Here is a 17,154-nt window from a genome sequence, read left to right on the forward strand (position 1 = left end):
GTGGCGGAGGTCTTAATCGGCCGTCCGCAAAAGGGGACCCCAGAATGTACGAAAAACAGATAGAACAGCTTGTTGTCTTGCAGAAGGTTGATGACGAAATTATCCTTCTTGAAGCGGAAATCGATCAGGCTCCCAAAGATGTGGCAGCTCTTGAAGCACGTCATGAATCCCTGATGAAGCGCAAGGAGCAGCTGGACGAGAAGCTTGCACTTCTTCAGGAGCAGAAGAAGAGACTTGATGTCGAGATCGAAGAAGATGCCGTCAAGGTGAAGAAAAGCAAAAGCAAGCTGATGCTGGTCGGAACCACCAAGGAATATCATGCCATGATGCGTGAGATGGACAGCCTTGAGAAGCTCAACAGGCTTCGCGAGGAAGAAAAGATCACCGTCCTTGAAGAGACCGCCCGTCAGACCGAGATGCTTGAAGAAATCAATATCAAGATCAAGGAACTGAACGAAGATCTCGAAGAAAAGCGTGCAGGACTCAAAGAGAAGCTTGATGCTGCCAATGCTGAACTGGACAAGCTGAACAAGCGCCGCAGTGATGCAGGACAGGTTGTACCCAAGCCCATTCTCGGCCGTTACGAGTTCATTCGTTCCCGTCTTGCCCATCCGGTTATCGTGCCTGTAGAGGCTGCTGTCTGTTCCGGCTGCAATATCATGATTCCCCCGCAGGATTTCAACGTGCTGCAGGAAGGAAAGCAGATTTTGAGCTGCCCCAACTGTCAGCGTCTCATCTACTGGATTGAGCATATCCCCGAGGCTGCAAAGCCCAAGGCTCTTCAGAAAGAAGAAGCTGCAGCAGAATAGTTTTAGATCGCCCCTGCAAGTCGATTGTGGCTTGGCAGGGGCGTAATTTGTTTGTCCGGTTCAGCAGGAGTTATCTGCGGGCGGACGAATAGATATTTTTATGGAGTTGGACGGATCATCGCTGCGGCCATTACGGCCGGAGAGGAAAGTCCGGGCTCCGCAGGGCAGGACGCTGGGTAACTCCCAGCGGGAGCGATTCCGGGAAAGTGCCACAGAAAACAGACCGCCCCGGTGATTTTCACCGCGGTAAGGGTGAAACGGTGGGGTAAGAGCCCACCGGCGGGTATGGTGACATGCCCGGCCAGGTAAACCCCGTCCGGAGCAAGACCAAATAGGGAAGTGTTTGAGGCCGGCCCGGCCGAGCTTTCGGGTAGGTTGCTTGAGGTGTATGGTAACATGCATCCTAGAGGAATGATGATCGTCCGTCCTCAGGGCGGATACAGGACCCGGCTTATAGTCCGACTCCATTTTTGTTCTTGACTGTCAGGGCAGCCTTCGGGCTGCCCTTGTTTTTTCCGGCGCAGGACAGGGTTTTCCATTTGGGTATTTATTAAAAATACAGTACAAATTTTCCGAACCTCTGGACGGATAATGCATCCGCCGGAGGCATCACGCGAAGAAAGCAAAGGAATTGAAATGAGTGCATCAGGTGAAGTCTGGGCCGTGCTGCTGGCGGCAGGTAGCGGAACCCGTCTTGCTCAGGCCGTTGGCGGAGTGAAGAAGCAGTTTCTTGAATGGAAGGGCTTTCCGCTTTTCTGGCATTCAGCCCTCACTTTTTCCAAGACCCCAGCAGTTAAGGGCATTGTTTTTGTTTTCCCTCCTGATCAGCTGGAGGAAATGCGTTCGGTCGTAGCCGGGCTTGACGGTGCTGATTCTCTTGGAATGCCCTTCCGGGTCACTGCCGGTGGACGGCGCAGGCAGGACTCTGTTTTCAACGGGCTGAATGAACTCCCTACCGGGTGCACACATGTGCTGGTCCATGATTCGGCCCGTCCATTTGCTTCGGCAGCCATGGTTACAGGGATCATAGATATGTTGCAGTCCGGAATGGAGGCTGTTATCCCGGCTGTGGAAGTGACCGACACCATCAAGGAAGTGGAGGGCTCGGTTGTTTCAAGGACTCTGGTGCGTTCACGGCTCAAGGCCGTGCAGACGCCGCAGGGGTTTTCGCTCCCGGTTCTTTACGCTGCTCACAGGCAGGCGGAGCAGGAGGGCTGGGATGTTACTGACGATGCATCCATGGTGGAAATGGCCGGCAGGGATGTCCATATATGTGCCGGAGAGGAAGGCAACGTGAAGATTACCAATCCAGAAGATCTGAAGAGAATTGAGAATACCGGGCGTACTATTCCGTGCGTAGGCTGGGGATATGATGTGCACAGGTACGGCGAGGGTCGTCCCATGGTGCTTGGCGGGGTTCCCATTCCCGGCGGTCCGCAGGTCATCGCGCACTCTGATGGCGATGTGCTGCTGCACGCTCTTTCCGACGCCATACTCGGGCTTTTCGGCGGCGGAGACATCGGTCATCATTTCCCCGACACTTCGGCAGCCTGCGAGAATATGTCCAGCGGTATCATCCTCAAAGAGGTGATGATTAAGGCGGAAGAGGCCGGAGTGGAGATTGTTCACGTGGATCTGACTGTTATTGCCCAGATTCCCAAGCTTTCCCCGCACCGGGAGTTGATCCGCAAGAATATAGCTTCGGTCATGGGGCTGGAAAAAGAGCAGGTCAACGTCAAGGCCACCACTGAAGAGAAGCTCGGTTTTACCGGTGAGAAAAAAGGCATCAAGGCCGTAGCTGCCGTTACCGGACTCAAGACTTTTTCCTGAGGCTGAAAGTGGGCGACGTAAAATCTTTTTTCAGGCTTTTTACCGTTTTGGCAGTGCTCCTTGCTCTTGCTGCCGGAGGGTATTATGCGCTGGAGGATTTTTCGGCGTCCAAGGTCAGAGAGTTTTCTTCCCGCTACGATAATCTGGTGCGCTTTGATTTTGAACGTGCCTTGATCAATCCTTTTGACCAGAGTCTTTATGTCTGGGGACTGCGCTGTGATTTTGCAGTGGGAGCACGGTTCACCGCCGGAATGGCAGTGGTTGAAAAATTTGACCGTGAGCATCCGATTCCCAGATATTTAAAAGGGCGGGTCGAGAATATTTCCATTCCGGTCGATTTTATGAATTTCGGGACTTACGCTTCAGAGCTCCGCAAGATGGGCTACGAAGAGCTTAATTTTGACCTTGAGACAGACTACATATATGAAGACCGGACCAGACGGCTTTCGGTGAGAAAGCTTTGTCTTGACGGTCCAGATTCCCTGCGGGTAAGCGCAGGGTTTGATCTCGGGGATATGAAGCTTCATCGCCCCGGTTTGAGCGGGTTGATCGGAGTCAGTGTGCTCGATGCAGGCCTGGTCCTGCAGGACAGGTCAATCACCCGGAGACTGCTGGATTTTACGGCTGCCGAAGATCATATCGGTGTTGAAGAGCTGCGCCGGAACCTGCTTGATTCCTTGCAGTTGCGAATGCAGGAATCCAGAAGTCTCGGTAACGGGTATGCGGAAAATTTTTATGCCGGGCTGCTGAAATTTATTGAGAAGCCCGGACAACTGGTGCTCAGGGCCAGCCCCGGAGAGCCTGTACCTCTTCTGTACATGTTCATGGGCCGGGATTTTGAGGAACTGCTGAATCTTTACGGGGTGACGGTTGAAGCCGATGGTTACTGAATCCGGCTTAATCGGCATATATTCTAGAAAATAAGGAGTGGCTATGCGCCTTTACAATACACTTAAACGCAAGAAGGAAGAATTCGTTCCCCTGAACGGAAACCAGGTCAATCTTTATGCCTGCGGCATCACCGCCTATGACCTTTGCCATATCGGGCACGCCCGTTCTTCCGTGGTCTTTGATGTGCTGGTCCGCTACCTGCGCTTCAAGGGCTATGATGTCACCTTTGTACGGAACTTTACCGATATTGATGACAAGATCATCAACCGCGCAAATGAAACCGGCGTGACCGCAACCGAGCTGGCCGAAAAGTTTATCGGCGAATTCTACGTGGACATGGACAGGCTGAATATCCTGCGTGCCGATATCGAACCCAAGTGTACCGAGCATATTCCCGAAATGATCGAACTGACAGAAACGCTCATCAATAAGGGCCATGCCTACGCCACTCCTTCCGGCGATGTCTATTTCAAGGTCCGTTCCTTTGAAGGGTACGGCAAGCTTTCCGGCAGGAATATTGAGGACCTGCAGTCCGGTGCGCGTATCCAGCCCGGCGAGGAAAAGGTCGATCCCCTTGATTTTGCCCTCTGGAAGGCAGCAAAACCCGGCGAACCTTTCTGGGAAAGTCCCTGGGGCCAGGGCCGTCCCGGATGGCATCTTGAATGTTCGGCCATGAGCGAGAAATATCTGCCTCTTCCCTTTGATATTCACGGCGGCGGACAGGATCTCAGTTTTCCGCATCACGAGAACGAAATCGCCCAGAGCGAAGCTTCTACCGGCAAGGAAATGGCCCGTTTCTGGGTGCATAACGGTTTTGTGCAGATCAATTCCGAAAAGATGTCCAAGTCTCTGGGCAACTTTTTTACCATCAGGGATATCATTGATAAATTCCTGCCCGAGACCCTGCGTTATTTCCTGCTGACCATGCACTACCGCAGCCCGCTGGATTTTTCCTTTGAGGCACTTGAAGAAGCCGAAAAAGGTATCCGCCGCGTATATGCCGCTCTTGAACAGACCGAAGAAGCTCTGCAGAAAGGCAAATGGTCAAGGGCAGCACTGCCTGAAGATATTCAGGCTGAGATTGCGGAAGCCGAGAAAGGCTGGGCCGACGCCATGGAAGATGATATGAACACCGCTGCGGCTCTTGGGCATATGTTTACCCTTATCCGCCTTGCCGGTCGTATCGCCGAAGACAAGTCCTTGCGTAAAAGTGAAGGCGGTCGTGATGCCTGGACCAGAATTCTTGAAGATGTCAGAACATGGGGCGGCGTACTCGGGATCTTTACCGAGAGTCCCCGGGTTTTTCTTGATAATCTCAAGCAGTGCATGCTTGAGCGCAATGGAATCCAGTCTGCAAAGGTGGAAGAACTTGTGGCTGCTCGTCAGGACGCAAGAAAGAACAAGGACTTTGCCCGTTCGGACGAAATCAGGGATGAGCTAATTGAGCTCGGCATTGAGGTCAAAGACACCCCTCAGGGGCCTGTCTGGGACGTAATTTAGAGCCCTTTGATTTTTATAATTCAGAAAATTGGAAACCGGACTTCAGTCCGGTTTCTTTTTTTTTGCCTAGGGAGTATAGTGAAAAATAACAACTTACTGCAAATGAGGTGTGAATGAGATTGGGGCTCAAGGGCAAGAGTGTTGTCGGGGTGTTCGGTTTCTGTGCCATATTTTTCTTTATTGCATGGATAGGTGCTTCCATGCTTACGGAGCGTAGTTCCCGCGAAATAGAAAAAGTGCTGATGAAGGAAAACCTGACCCGTGTTTCCTATGCCATTTCATCCGATATTCAGGCTCTTGAAAATTCTTGCCGGGATTGGGCCTGGTGGGACGACAGTTACGAATTCATGGCCGATAAATCTCAAAAGTTCATTGAGTCCAACCTTACCGAAGATGTGATGATCAACCTCAATCTTGATGTGCTCATTTTCGTCGATCGAAAAGGACAGATATACTCATACAAAGCGTCCGGGGAAGCCAAGGGAGCCCTGGAGTGTTTCGGCACTACAGGATGTGTGGGAGCGGAGATTATTGCAAGTGCCGGTGACGCCGGGCATTCGGGGCTGCTCAGGATCGGGCACAAGATAATGATGGTCTCGGTTCAGAAAATCCTTACCAGCGGTGTGGAAGGTCCTTCGCGCGGTTCGGTCATTATGGGCCGTTTTTACGGAGATGCAGCTGTCAAACGTCTTGGAGATGAGCTTTTGCTGGATCTTTCGCTCAGTAATCTGGACAGGAGTGATTCAAGCAAGGTCTTTTTCCGGCCGGTAAATCCCGAGGACCGGACCATGCAGGGGTTTCGGGTTCTTGATGATATGCTGGGCAACCCGCTTGTGCTGCTGCGCCTTGAAATGCACAGGGATGCCTATCAGATAGGCAGTTCCATGACCCGGATCTTTATAGTCTGTTTTTTGGGAGCTGTTCTGGTTATCGGAATCGCCACAGCAGTGCTGGTCGATCTCAATTTTATTTCAAGGGTCAAGTTCCTGCAGTCCCAGCTCAAAGGGGAATATTTTATCGGGCCGGACAGGCGTAAAGTTCTGCTGAGCGGTAATGACGAACTGACTGATCTTTCCGTGGCCATCAACGATACTTTACATCTGTTGCAGGAAGAAAAGGAGAAGGCCGTTGTTGCCAACCGCATAAAGACGGAGTTTCTGGCAAACATGAGTCATGAGATTCGGACTCCCATGCATTCTATCCTCGGCATGGTCGAATTGCTGAAAGAGACTGATCTGGATGACGAACAGCGTGAATTTCTGGGTGTAGCAGGTACAGCCGGTGAGGCCCTGCTGGTGATTATCAATGATGTGCTTGAAATTTCCAAGATCGAAGCCGGACGCCTTGAGATTGAACGGGAGACCTTTCTGCTTCATGAGATGATGAGGCGGGTAATGAGGCTTTTCGAAAATGATGCCTCCAGAAAGAAGATAGTTCTCAGATGTTCAATTGCGGATGATGTGCCGGAAAAAGTGGTCGGCGATCCGGCCAGAATCAGGCAGGTTCTTACCAATCTTATCAGCAACGCCATCAAATTCACGACTGACGGTGAAGTAGTAGTCTCCCTGCATATGGAAAACGGGAGGGTTGTTTTTGCGGTGCAGGATAACGGAATAGGTATACCCCGCGAAAAGATGGACCTTATCTTTGAAAGTTTTACACAGGCCGATTCCTCTACCACACGTAAGTACGGGGGAACGGGGCTCGGGCTGCCCATATCGCGAAAGCTGGTCAGGCTGATGGGCGGGGACATGACAGTCGAAAGTGAGCTGGGGAAAGGTTCAAAATTCAGTTTTCATGTAAATATGGGCTAATAGGCCTCTACTGTTAGTTTAGGTTTTATAGGTATATCCAATTGCTTTTGAGTATGTTTATTGACATTCTTGATTCAAGGGTTAACTGATGATCAGAAACCTAAAACTATCGTGAGGTTTGGTATGAATGATATTCTCGGACTGCTGGCTGTTCTGGCCGTAGTCTTCCTTATTGTTAAGGTCATCATCCCGAAGATGGGTGTATCTCCGTGACGTCCGAAGACCGGCTGCAGTTGGCAGCCGCCCAGTGATAACAAGGACGGAAATGGCGGAGGCGAGTAAGCAGGGCCTATTTATGAATACAGGTGCAGACAATGTAATCTGGTATTTGAGGAACTGGTATCATCGGCCAGCTTGAATACACCTCCCTGCCCAAAGTGCAAAGGAGATCAGACTGAGAAAATACTGTCGTCTTTCAGCGGAATTGTTTCCGGAGGAAGTGGTGGTGCCCAGCCTATGCAGGGCCATGGCGGCTGCGGAGGTTCAGGGTTTTCCTGAGGATAAGAGGGTCTTTCCGGTTGGAAAGAGATCTAAAGAAGAGTCCCCGGCACGTGTTGTGTCGGGGACTTTTTTAGGCGTATGTCTGACGCATGCATTTGATTAGTCCGGCGATGCGGCTGTCGTAGGTATGTTCCGCCAGAATTCTTTTCCGTGCAGCACTGATTATTTTCAGCCGTGATTCTTCATCGTGGAGGTATCTTTCTATCAGTTCCGGAATTTCTTCCGGAGAATGGTAGATAGCGATTTCCTTACCGGGCTCAAAGAGCCTTTCAACCTGATAACGGTGGTCGGTGAGCAGAAATCCGTTGCAGGCCGGCACATCAAATACTCGTTGGTTTACCGCACCTTTCATCTGCTGGCTGGTGCAGTTGAAATTTATTTTTGAACATGGGTAAAAACGGGGCAGGTCTTCATAATAGGAAAGCTCCCGATGGTATTCCCATTGTCCGTCTTCTTCGAGAAGCTTTTTCCAGCCGTCATCCCCGACGATCAGTGGAGAGTACGGTAGCGTTTCCTTCACGCATGACAGGCGGTATTCAAGGGTCGCCTGCCAGATGATGAGCGTTTCAAAAGCCAGCTTCCGATATGGAGACTCCAGAGCCTCGTAATGCGGCAGCAGTTCCGGGTAGTCCGAGCGGATGAAATTCAGAACCGATGGTTCGGACCTTCCGCCGAAATCTTCGGCAATTTCTTTCCAGCGTTCAAGTAGCGGCCCGAAAAGGCGGGCTGCCTCAAGTCTTCTGGCGGTCTTGTGGACCATGGAATTTCCGACGAAAGAGATATTGCGGGCCCACCGGGGTTCAGTACAGCCTTTTGAAGGGAGAAAGCGGGTCTGGTCTGTTCCCAGCGGAAGGTGAAATATGTTTGAAAAGCCCATCTCCCTGAGCGAATCCATCCTGTCCGCATCCCACGTGAAAATTGTAGTATTGCTGTCTGCCTGCGCCCGGTAAAGCGGCAGGATGAGCATGGGATTGTCAACGAACCATGAGGCCAGAGGGAGCCGGAATTTGTGGAGCAGGGTGTTCAGGACCCCTTCCTGATCCACACCGAGATGATTGACGGTGAGCACAAAGTCCGGCCTGAACGTGTCAATTGCCGACGCTATCCGCCCTATAAAGTGTTCAAGCTCCAATTCCCTGGCATCCATGTTGATAAGCATATGGGCAATGGACTGGCGCTCACAGGCGGAAACAATCTCTCCCATGAGAAAATACTGGCTGGTAAGAAGCAGGATGCGCGGTTTGCTGTTCTGGAATTTAGGCCAGACCGGGAATTCCGCTTTTCTGCCCGTCTCTCTGATCAGCAGTGTTTCGGTCTGGGTATAGAAAGGAGAAATTCTCAGGTAGAATGGGATTCTGAGGGGCTGGATTGCCATGTCAAACGAGTCAGACAGCTCGTTAATCTGTCCGGCGGCTTCCTCTGCAGAGGATGTGGTTATCCAGATTACGTTTGGATCATCCCGATATTTTTCCCGGAGCATGGTTCTGGCAAGGATGTCTGCTTCGCAGTCCAGTATGAGCAGGGGGCGGTCTTTTTGTTCGGCAAGCAGATCTGCTGCAATCCCGATTCCTGAGCCGAGCAACAGGGGGATCCTGCCTGCTTCGAGTGTCTTCGCCAGTGCGCTTTCCCTGTCCCGACCGGACCTGCCCCACATGTGCTTTTTTTTACCGTCCTGTGTTATGCGTATATCGCAAAGACCGGATTCGTCGGAGAGGAGTTCAGCAGTATAATCGGCCATGGCAGGTTACCAGGAATCTCGGGCCGGTTTATGGTAGAAGAACTCCAGCCTCCGGTTTTTCATCCTGTTTTCTTCGGAATCGTTTTTTACCAGCGGCTGGGTGTCTGCATAACCGACAGCTTTCAGCCGCTTTGGTTCTATTCCGCCTTTTTCAATGATATAGCGCAGTGCGCTGGCTGCTCGGGCTGCTGAGAGTTCCCAGTTGGTCGGAAATTTTCTGGAGCGTACTTCCGTATTATCCGTGTGTCCGCGTACGACCAAGTCGTAGTTGTGGTCCCTTAATATGCTGATTACCCGGTCAAGGACTTTTTCCGCACCCGGTTTAAGTTCTGCCGTGCCGGGTTTGAACAGTGCGGCTGATTCAGAATTCACCAGAACTCCGTCCTGATCTGCCTTTACTCCGGTTGATTTCTGCGTGGCTTCCTCTTCGTCCATCAGAGCCTTGATGCGCAGGACCAGACCCAGCAACCGTTTGTCGTTGCTGTCCATCTTGACTTCCTTGCGCTGAAGGTCAGAAGGAACAAGGGACAGATGGTCGGCTTCCTTGCGTTCGACCTTGACCCCGAAAGCATCGCGGATGGACCCTAGAAGTTCTTTGAACTTTGCGAGGTCGTTGTTGGCAAAAGAGAGCAGCAGAACGAAAAAGCAGAGCAGAAGGGTCACCATATCCGCGAATGTTGCCATCCACGGAGGCAGACCTTCTTCCGGAGGAGGACTGTTGTCCTTGGGTTTGAGAACTATTATTTTTGCCATGCTCCGCCCTGAACTCTAACGCACAGAATGATCGCGTCAGCTTCTTATGAGGAAGCGTCGCGCATTGCCGGTGCGAGGAATGCCTGAAGTTTCTCTTTGACTATTGAGGGGTGCTCACCCTTCTGAATTGCAACAACCCCTTCAACCATTATTTCCATGTAAAGGGATTCCTCAAATGAGCGTTCTTCAAGCTTTTTGGCCAGTGGCAGGAAAACTACGTTGGCCAGTATGGATCCGTAGAGAGTGGTAAGCAATGCAACAGCCATTGCCGGGCCGATAGCATCCGGGTCACTTAGGTTGGAGAGCATCTGTACAAGACCGATCAGGGTTCCGATCATTCCGAATGCCGGAGCCATTGTTCCCATGCCTTTCATTACGCCCTGCCCCTGGAAGTGTCGTTTTTTCATGAAGTCTATTTCGATCTCCATGATGGAACGGACCAGTTCTCCATCAGTTCCGTCAGCGACAAGGATGATTCCTTTTTTCAGGTATTCATTGTCGATTGAAACCTTTTCAAGGGCGACCAGACTTTCTTTTCTGGCTGTTTCTGCCAGAGCGACGATCTGATCTATGATCGCCTTGGGGTCGTTTGGTTTGGCAAAGAAACCCTTGAGGGCTATTTTGAATGCCTTGAGAACCACCCCCATGGGAAACATGATGAACACTGAGGCGAAGGTTCCTCCGAAAACAACAACAATGGAAGGTGGATCGATAAAGCCGGCCGCATTACCGCCCATGAAAATGGTGGCAACAATAAGGCCGAAACCACCGACTATGCCTATTAGGGTTGCGATATCCATATTGTACTATTTCTTTAGCGCGGGTGAACCCACTTTTATCTCGTTGTCTTTGTAATAGAAGAAGACATTTTCCAGAGGCTCATCAACCTGCATGAAAGCGGGTCCGATGCTGATTTCAACTCCGGGTTTTACCTGCCCAACAACCATTATCCGGCAGCTTTCCAGTTTTTCCGTCTGCCGGATCTTATCCCACAACTGTTTTTTCTTGCTTCTCAGAAAACGTATTTTCATCTCGCTTTTTTCGATTTTCTGAGTGAATTCGACTGTTGTGGATGCCCCGTTGCTCATATTCCGCTGCTGATCCTCAACTTCGGATTTTAGCAACTCTATCTGGGCGGAAATCTTATCTATCTGAAGCAGCAGCAGCGGGTTGTAACCGACGATTACCTGTGCCTGAGTACTCAGGCCTCCGCCTAGCTGTTCTCCCACGTAGACATACTGGTCACTATAACATTTGCCGCCTGCAAATCTACCTTTTACGGCAAATTTCCCCGAGCTGTATATCTTAGTGTGCATGCAGTTTTTATCAATGATAATATTTCCACCGCTTACAAGTGTTGCATTTTCGCAAAAAGTTGCTCTCAGGGTTTCCTTTGATTCTATATGGCCTTTGCTGTTTCCTTTTATGCCGCCGGTGCACTTAAGGAATCCTGCGGCATGCACATTGGCCTGCTCTATGACGCCTTTCACATTGATGTTGTTTGCTTTTACATCAAGCCCTGATTTTATTGAGCCGTGGACTACCAGATCGCCTACAAAGAATATGTTGCCGGTTGACAGATTGACGTCGCCGCGGACATTCAGCAGTTCCTTGACCGTGATCAACCCGTCTTCATTGTAGAAGACGTAGCCGTTACGGGTTGCGATAAGCTGGTCAGGGTTGTCGGGGTTTATCCGGGTGTTTGCACCTCTGGGGAATTTTTTGGCGGGGAGATGCCGATAGCCCAAGGGACAGGGGCCATCGCCAATATCTTCGGCCCATTGGGCCAGAACCTGACCGACTATTACGCTCTGGACATAGCCCATGTTGTAGTAATCAACGCTGCCGTCGTTTTTTTCCACCGGCTTGAGGTTCTGATAGTCAAAATCTGGATCGAAATAGTGTCGCAGGCAAGGCATTCAATGTTTCTCCGGAACGGGCTGTCGGTCTAGGGGATTTCCCGCTCATCTTCAATGATGGTGAAAAAGGAGATCAGCCTGACCAGTTCCAGAGTTTTACATATCTGATCACTTGGTTTCAGCAGGTACATGTTTTTGTTCATACTCTTCAGGCGCGAGTTGAGAGATACGAGAAATCCTATGCCTGAACTGTCCAGGAAACGGGCTTCAGAAAGATCGGCGATGACTATGCTTACTTCCGGTGATTCACTCCTGGTCTCGACCTTTTCCTTGAAGTCGTAGATGGTCTCGATGGTGACTTCACTGCCGCATTTGAGGGTCAGGGTACCGTCTTCAAAACTTATTCTTTCCTCAGCCATTGTTCTTCCTTTATCTTGCGGGTCAGCTTGATTGTGTTTTTGCCTTTATCCTGAATCAGCTCGAATTCATCCATCAGCTCCGACATGATGAACATGCCTCTTCCGCCTACTGCTTCCGGGGCAGGCATTGCGAAATTTATGGATTGGGAGCAGATACCTTTTCCCCAATCAGAGATTTCAAATACAACATGCTTGTCTGGAACAATTGTCATTGTCAGTTCCAGCCTGTTGCACGGGGCGTCGTTGTCATAGGCGTGACGTGCTACATTGGAACAGCCCTCGGTCAGGACAAGATCAATGTCGTGGAGCAGGTCTTCATCAGCAATGAATTGCCGCAGTATATGGACTGCCTTTCTGGCGATCTCCCTGCTTTCTTCCGGTGTGGGAACTGCTTTCAGCACAAAATTATGCATGAACGCTCCAGTTGAAATTACCGGCGATGTGCCGGCTCTGTAGGTTGTGACAGCTTGATGGTACAACTATAACCTGATTTCAATATACCTAATCCTCCCTGTTTAGCAAAGGAAGTCAAGTTAAAACCGGAAAATCAGGAAAAATCTTTGGAATCAAGGATGATTGTGACCGGACCCCAGTTTACGAAGTCCACATTCATCATGGCTCCGAATTTCCCGGTGGCAACTCTGCCTGGAGCTTTGGCCGTTACGTCGGCAGTGAATTCATCGCACAGGCAGCGGGCGAGGTCCGGTGCTGCAGCATCAGTGAAAGAAGGCCTGCGTCCCTTTCTGCATGAGGCGTAGAGGGTGAACTGCGAAACCAGCAGGATGTCCCCGCCGATGTCTTCAAGGGAACGGTTCATCCGGCCTTCCTCGTCTTCGAAGATGCGCAGGCCGATCATTTTTTCGATGAGTGTTTTCCATACCTTTGAACCGGGCAGGGTTTCATCATCCTCTTTGCCGAATCCCACCAGGACCATAAGACCGGGACCTATGTCGCCAACGGTGGCCCCATCCACGTCCACCTTTCCGCCGCTGGTTCGCTGGATTACCAACCGCATTTCCTAGTCCTCAAGGTAGGTGGCTACGGACGAATCCTTCTCGGAAACCGAGGCGTAAACAATTCTGACATGCTCGCTCTCGACCCTTTTTTTCATTTCCTGATAAATATAGCGGGCGATGTTTTCGGAAGAAGGGTTGCGGTGTTCGAAGTAATCCACGCTGTTAAGGTGCTTGTGGTCGAGGGTGTCCAGAACTTCGCCAAGTTCTTTTTTCAGCTCTTTGAAATCCATCAGGATTTCTATCCGGGGGTCAAGCTGAGTGCCTTCCACTTCGACTTCGACCCCGAAGTTGTGACCGTGCATGTTCTCGCATTTTCCGCCGTAATTTCTAAGCTGGTGTGCGGCGCTGAATTCCTTTTTGACCTTCAGTCTCCATTTTCCCTTATTCATCATATCTCCATAACTTGGTCTTTTTTACATATCCGGCGGATTAGCCGTGGCCTCTTCTAACCTAAAGCCCGAGGCTGATCAAATCCTGATAAGGCTCTCGGTCTGCTATACTGCGGCAGCCCTGCCGTTCTTGCGCCACTGATTGAATTCGCGCCAGAATTCCCCGTTTGGCCTGATGTTATAGGTATGCCCCAGTCGCATGGTGCAGACCGAATCCTCAAGGAAAAGCTGCAGGGTTACCGGGGCTGATCCGGGGTAGCCGCCGAGTATGGCCTTAAGTTCGGCAATGCCTTCATCCGTGCACAGGGTATGGTGTACCGGGAGCGGGACCGCTTCCTGGCATCCTGCCTGCGCCGATTCGAGCAGCGAGACCTCTTCCGCCAGAACCTTGGCCTGCTTGGGCGCGTCGGAATCATCGTTTTCCTGATCCCGAAGGTCTATCTTGCCTTTGACCAGCAGTGGCTGGTCCTGATCGAGGAACTTTGCTGCGACCTCATAGGTATTGGGCAGCATGGTCAGCTCTCCTGATCCGGTCATGTCCTCCATCTGGCAGAAGGCCATCTTGTCGCCTTTCCTGGTGATATGCTGCTTGTAGGTGGGGATTACCACGCCGAGGCGGACCATTGCCCCGTTAGCCATGTTCTTGCAGTCCTCAATGGTAACAAGGCCAAGCCTGCTCATTTCGTGCCTGAAGGAGAGCAGCGGGTGGCAGGTCAGGTAGAAACCCAGGGCTTCTTTTTCCAGACGCTGCATTTCCCGGTCATCCATTTCCGGCATGTTGAATTCTTCAAAGGTGATTGTTGCGGCTTCCTTGCTTTCGTTTCCGCCTCCGCCGAGCATATCCAGCATGTTGATCATGCCGGATTCCTTTTCCTTGTTTTTCTTCTGGCCGTAGGCAACAGCCTTGTCCAGTGAAGCGATGAGTCCGGCCCGGGATACCCCGAAGGAGTCCATGGCCCCTGCCCGGATAAGGTATTCGATGACCCTTTTGGTTACCCGGCGCAGGTTGACGCGGGTGATGAAATCTATGAAATCCTTGAACGGGCCGTTCTTCCTGCGCTCGTCCACGATTTCGTCGATAGCCTCCTCGCCGACGTTCTTGATCCCGGCCATACCGTAGATGATGTCTCCCTCGTACACGGCAAAGCGGGCCATGCCGAGGTTGATGTCCGGCTGGCGCACGGTAACGTCCATGTCGCGGCAGGCGTTGATGTACATGATGATCTTTTCGGTGTTGTTCATTTCAGTACTCATGAGTGCTGCCATGAACTCAACCGGAAAGTGGGCCTTGAGGTAGGCTGTATAATAGGAGATCAGCGCGTATGCTGCGGAGTGCGATTTGTTGAAGCCGTATGCCGCGAACTGTTCCATAAGGTCGAAGATGGCGTTGGCCGTTTCTTCGGGGATATTGTTTTCGCGGGCTCCGTCGAGGAAGCGCACCCTGTGCTTGGCCATTTCCTCGGGAATCTTCTTACCCATGGCACGGCGCAGCAGGTCACCCTCGCCGAGCGAGTAGTTGGCGATGGTCATGGCCGCGGCCATAACCTGCTCCTGATAGACTATAACCCCGTATGTTGGGGCAAGGCTCGGCTCAAGTGTCGGCCAGAGGTAGGTTACCTCAATCTCGCCGTGCTTGCGTTTGATGAATTCATCAACCATTCCCGATCCGAGCGGTCCGGGACGGTAGAGGGCGAGCATAGCGATTATATCTTCAAAGCAGCTCGGCTTGAGCATGCGCAGGTATTTGCGCATGCCGGAGGACTCAACCTGGAAGATGCCGTCGGTATCACCCTGACAGAATATGTCGAAGGCGGCAGGATCGTCCAGTGCAAGGGTATCGAGATCCGGGGCTTCCTTGCCCTGTTCCCGGATGATGTCGAGGCAGTCCTCGACAACGGTCATGGTGCGCAGCCCCAGAAAGTCGAACTTGATCAGGCCGACTTTTTCGACCTTCTTCATGTCGTACTGGGTCACGATTTCGCCCTTTTTACCTTTGTAGAGGGGCAGGTAATCGGTCATGGGCTTGTCGGAGATAACAACCCCCGCCGCATGGGTTGATGCGTGGCGTGACATACCTTCCAGACGCGTTGCAATATCCATGAGCTTGGCGATCTTGGGATTGGTGTCCACCATGTTCTGCAGTTCAGGTATGGCCTGAACCGAGTTGGGAACCGTGATCTTGGCTTTTTTGACACCGAGTCCCTGTGCAATTACCGCCGGGTCGTCCGGCACCAGCTTGGCGATGGGATCGGTTTCGGAAAAATGCATGCCCAGCGCACGGCCCACGTCCTTGATGACCGCCTTGGTCTTCATGGTCCCGTAGGTGGTGATCTGGGCAACGTGGTCCCAGCCGTATTTGTCGGAGCAGTATTTGACGACCTCAAGGCGGCGGCGTTCGCAGAAGTCGACGTCGATATCCGGCATGGATACGCGTTCCACGTTCAGGAAGCGCTCGAAAAGCAGGTCGTAGGGGATGGGGTCAAGGTTGGTGATGCGCAGTGCCCATGCAACAATGGACCCGGCTGCGGAACCACGGCCGGGACCGACCGGAATACGGTTGTTCTTGGCCCAGTTGATAAAATCCTGAACAATGAGGAAGTAGGCCGGGAATCCCATCTTGATGATGACGTCCAGTTCGTATTCCAGACGGTCCCAGTATTTCTTCTCATCGATCTCGTAAGGAGCGTTCTGGATGCGTTTTTTCAGACCTTCCTTACACAGGCGGACGAACTCGGTATCGATGGTCATGCCTTCCGGGAGCTCGTATTCCGGGAAGTAGTAGTTGCCCAGCTCGATCTCAAGGTTGCACATCTCGGCAATACGCTGAGTATTGGCGATAGCTTCCGGCACATGGGCAAAATACTGTTCGAATTCTTCCTGCGGCTTGAAATAGAGCTGGTCGGTATCCATGCGGAAGCGTTTGTCAGCATCAACAGTGGTCTGGGTCTGGATGCAGAGCAGGAGGTCATGGGCCTCGTAGTCTTCTTTGGTCAGGTAATGGCAGTCGTTGGTGGCGACCAGCGGCAGCCCTGTTTTTTCCGCGCACTGGATGAGCAGGTCGTTGGCAACATCCTGTTCTTTGAGGCCGTTGGCCTGTATTTCGAGATAAAAGTTGTTCGGGAAAATCTGCGCGTACTGGCGGGCCATTTTCACACCGGCTTCAAGACCCTGATTTGTCAGTGCCCGGGGAACTTCACCTGCAAGGCATGCCGAAAGTGCGATGACTCCCTCGCTGTATTTGTTAAGCAGGTATTTGCTGACGCGGGGCTTGTAGTGGAACCCTTCAAGAAAGCCCAGGGAGCAGAGCTTGATTATGTTCTTGTATCCCTGCTGGTTTTTTGCCAGCAGTACGAGGTGGTAGCGTTCCTTGCGGTCCTTGTTCTTATGGGCGTGTTCATCATCAATGTCGCCGGGTGCCACATAGACCTCGCAGCCTATGATGGGCTTGATGCCCATTTCCATGGCGGTCATGTAGAAAGACACTGCTCCGAACATGGAGCCGTGATCGGTTATGGCGACTGCAGGCATGCCGAAATCCTTGGCCTGCTGGCAGAGATCTTTAATACGTATTGCGCCGTCCAGAAGGCTGTATTCCGTGTGGACGTGCAGATGAACAAATTCTGACATACTGATCC

Annotated in this window: 15 protein-coding genes and 1 other RNA gene; 7 read left to right on the forward strand and 9 right to left on the reverse strand. The window is 51.7% G+C overall.

Annotation, left to right across the window (positions count from 1 at the left end; genetic code table 11):
• Nucleotides 1-44 precede the first annotated feature (44 nt).
• The 7 genes from N7E73_RS10915 to N7E73_RS10945 all read left to right on the forward strand — a co-directional run bounded on the left by N7E73_RS10915 (nt 45) and on the right by N7E73_RS10945 (nt 7,342).
• On the forward strand, nt 45-809 hold the full coding sequence (locus N7E73_RS10915) for a zinc ribbon domain-containing protein (protein ID WP_432734759.1): 765 nt from the start codon (nt 45-47) through the stop codon (nt 807-809).
• Between the two features lie 102 nt (nt 810-911).
• An RNA gene (rnpB, locus tag N7E73_RS10920) (RNase P RNA component class A) lies at nt 912-1,279 on the forward strand.
• A gap of 166 nt (nt 1,280-1,445) precedes the next feature.
• Nucleotides 1,446-2,639, forward strand: coding sequence for a 2-C-methyl-D-erythritol 4-phosphate cytidylyltransferase (gene ispD, locus N7E73_RS10925; protein ID WP_432734761.1), 1,194 nt, complete (start codon nt 1,446-1,448; stop codon nt 2,637-2,639).
• Between the two features lie 8 nt (nt 2,640-2,647).
• Entirely contained in the window at nt 2,648-3,529 is an 882-nt protein-coding gene (locus tag N7E73_RS10930; RefSeq protein ID WP_432734763.1) for a hypothetical protein, read from the forward strand.
• A 43-nt stretch (nt 3,530-3,572) separates the two neighbouring features.
• A complete protein-coding gene (gene cysS / locus N7E73_RS10935; RefSeq protein WP_432734765.1) occupies nt 3,573-5,030 on the forward strand; it encodes a cysteine--tRNA ligase in 1,458 nt (485 codons plus the stop codon).
• 113 nt (nt 5,031-5,143) lie between these two features.
• Entirely contained in the window at nt 5,144-6,844 is a 1,701-nt protein-coding gene (locus tag N7E73_RS10940; RefSeq protein ID WP_432734767.1) for a sensor histidine kinase, read from the forward strand.
• Between the two features lie 291 nt (nt 6,845-7,135).
• Entirely contained in the window at nt 7,136-7,342 is a 207-nt protein-coding gene (locus N7E73_RS10945; RefSeq protein ID WP_432738862.1) for an FmdB family zinc ribbon protein, read from the forward strand.
• Nucleotides 7,343-7,415: 73 nt separating this feature from the next.
• Here the strand turns inward: N7E73_RS10945 and N7E73_RS10950 are convergent, their stop codons facing one another.
• The 9 genes from N7E73_RS10950 to dnaE all read right to left on the reverse strand — a co-directional run bounded on the left by N7E73_RS10950 (nt 7,416) and on the right by dnaE (nt 17,146).
• Nucleotides 7,416-9,083, reverse strand: coding sequence for a CgeB family protein (locus N7E73_RS10950; protein ID WP_432734769.1), 1,668 nt, complete (start codon nt 9,081-9,083; stop codon nt 7,416-7,418).
• A 6-nt stretch (nt 9,084-9,089) separates the two neighbouring features.
• Nucleotides 9,090-9,836 (reverse strand): OmpA family protein, encoded by a 747-nt coding sequence (locus N7E73_RS10955; RefSeq protein WP_432734771.1) that lies wholly within the window; start codon nt 9,834-9,836, stop codon nt 9,090-9,092.
• A 44-nt stretch (nt 9,837-9,880) separates the two neighbouring features.
• On the reverse strand, nt 9,881-10,636 hold the full coding sequence (locus N7E73_RS10960; protein ID WP_432734773.1) for a motility protein A: 756 nt from the start codon (nt 10,634-10,636) through the stop codon (nt 9,881-9,883).
• Nucleotides 10,637-10,642: 6 nt separating this feature from the next.
• Complete coding sequence (locus N7E73_RS10965; protein ID WP_432734775.1) at nt 10,643-11,755, reverse strand: DUF342 domain-containing protein; 1,113 nt, start codon at nt 11,753-11,755, stop codon at nt 10,643-10,645.
• A 29-nt stretch (nt 11,756-11,784) separates the two neighbouring features.
• Nucleotides 11,785-12,114: an STAS domain-containing protein gene (locus N7E73_RS10970; RefSeq protein WP_432734777.1), complete on the reverse strand. Its 330-nt coding sequence runs from the start codon at nt 12,112-12,114 to the stop codon at nt 11,785-11,787.
• Nucleotides 12,096-12,527, reverse strand: coding sequence for an ATP-binding protein (locus N7E73_RS10975; protein ID WP_432734779.1), 432 nt, complete (start codon nt 12,525-12,527; stop codon nt 12,096-12,098). Before N7E73_RS10975 ends, N7E73_RS10970 begins: the two co-directional genes overlap by 19 nt.
• A 134-nt stretch (nt 12,528-12,661) precedes the next feature.
• The gene (gene dtd, locus N7E73_RS10980) at nt 12,662-13,129 is read right to left on the reverse strand and encodes a D-aminoacyl-tRNA deacylase (protein WP_432734781.1); all 468 of its coding nucleotides are present in this window, start codon (nt 13,127-13,129) and stop codon (nt 12,662-12,664) included.
• Between the two features lie 3 nt (nt 13,130-13,132).
• Nucleotides 13,133-13,519, reverse strand: a complete 387-nt coding sequence (queD, locus tag N7E73_RS10985) for a 6-carboxytetrahydropterin synthase QueD (RefSeq protein WP_432734783.1) — start codon at nt 13,517-13,519, stop codon at nt 13,133-13,135.
• 105 nt (nt 13,520-13,624) lie between these two features.
• On the reverse strand, nt 13,625-17,146 hold the full coding sequence (gene dnaE, locus N7E73_RS10990) for a DNA polymerase III subunit alpha (protein WP_432734785.1): 3,522 nt from the start codon (nt 17,144-17,146) through the stop codon (nt 13,625-13,627).
• Nucleotides 17,147-17,154: the final 8 nt, after the last annotated feature.

The sequence above is a fragment of the Maridesulfovibrio sp. FT414 genome (genome assembly GCF_050916235.1).
GTDB lineage: Bacteria > Desulfobacterota > Desulfovibrionia > Desulfovibrionales > Desulfovibrionaceae > Maridesulfovibrio.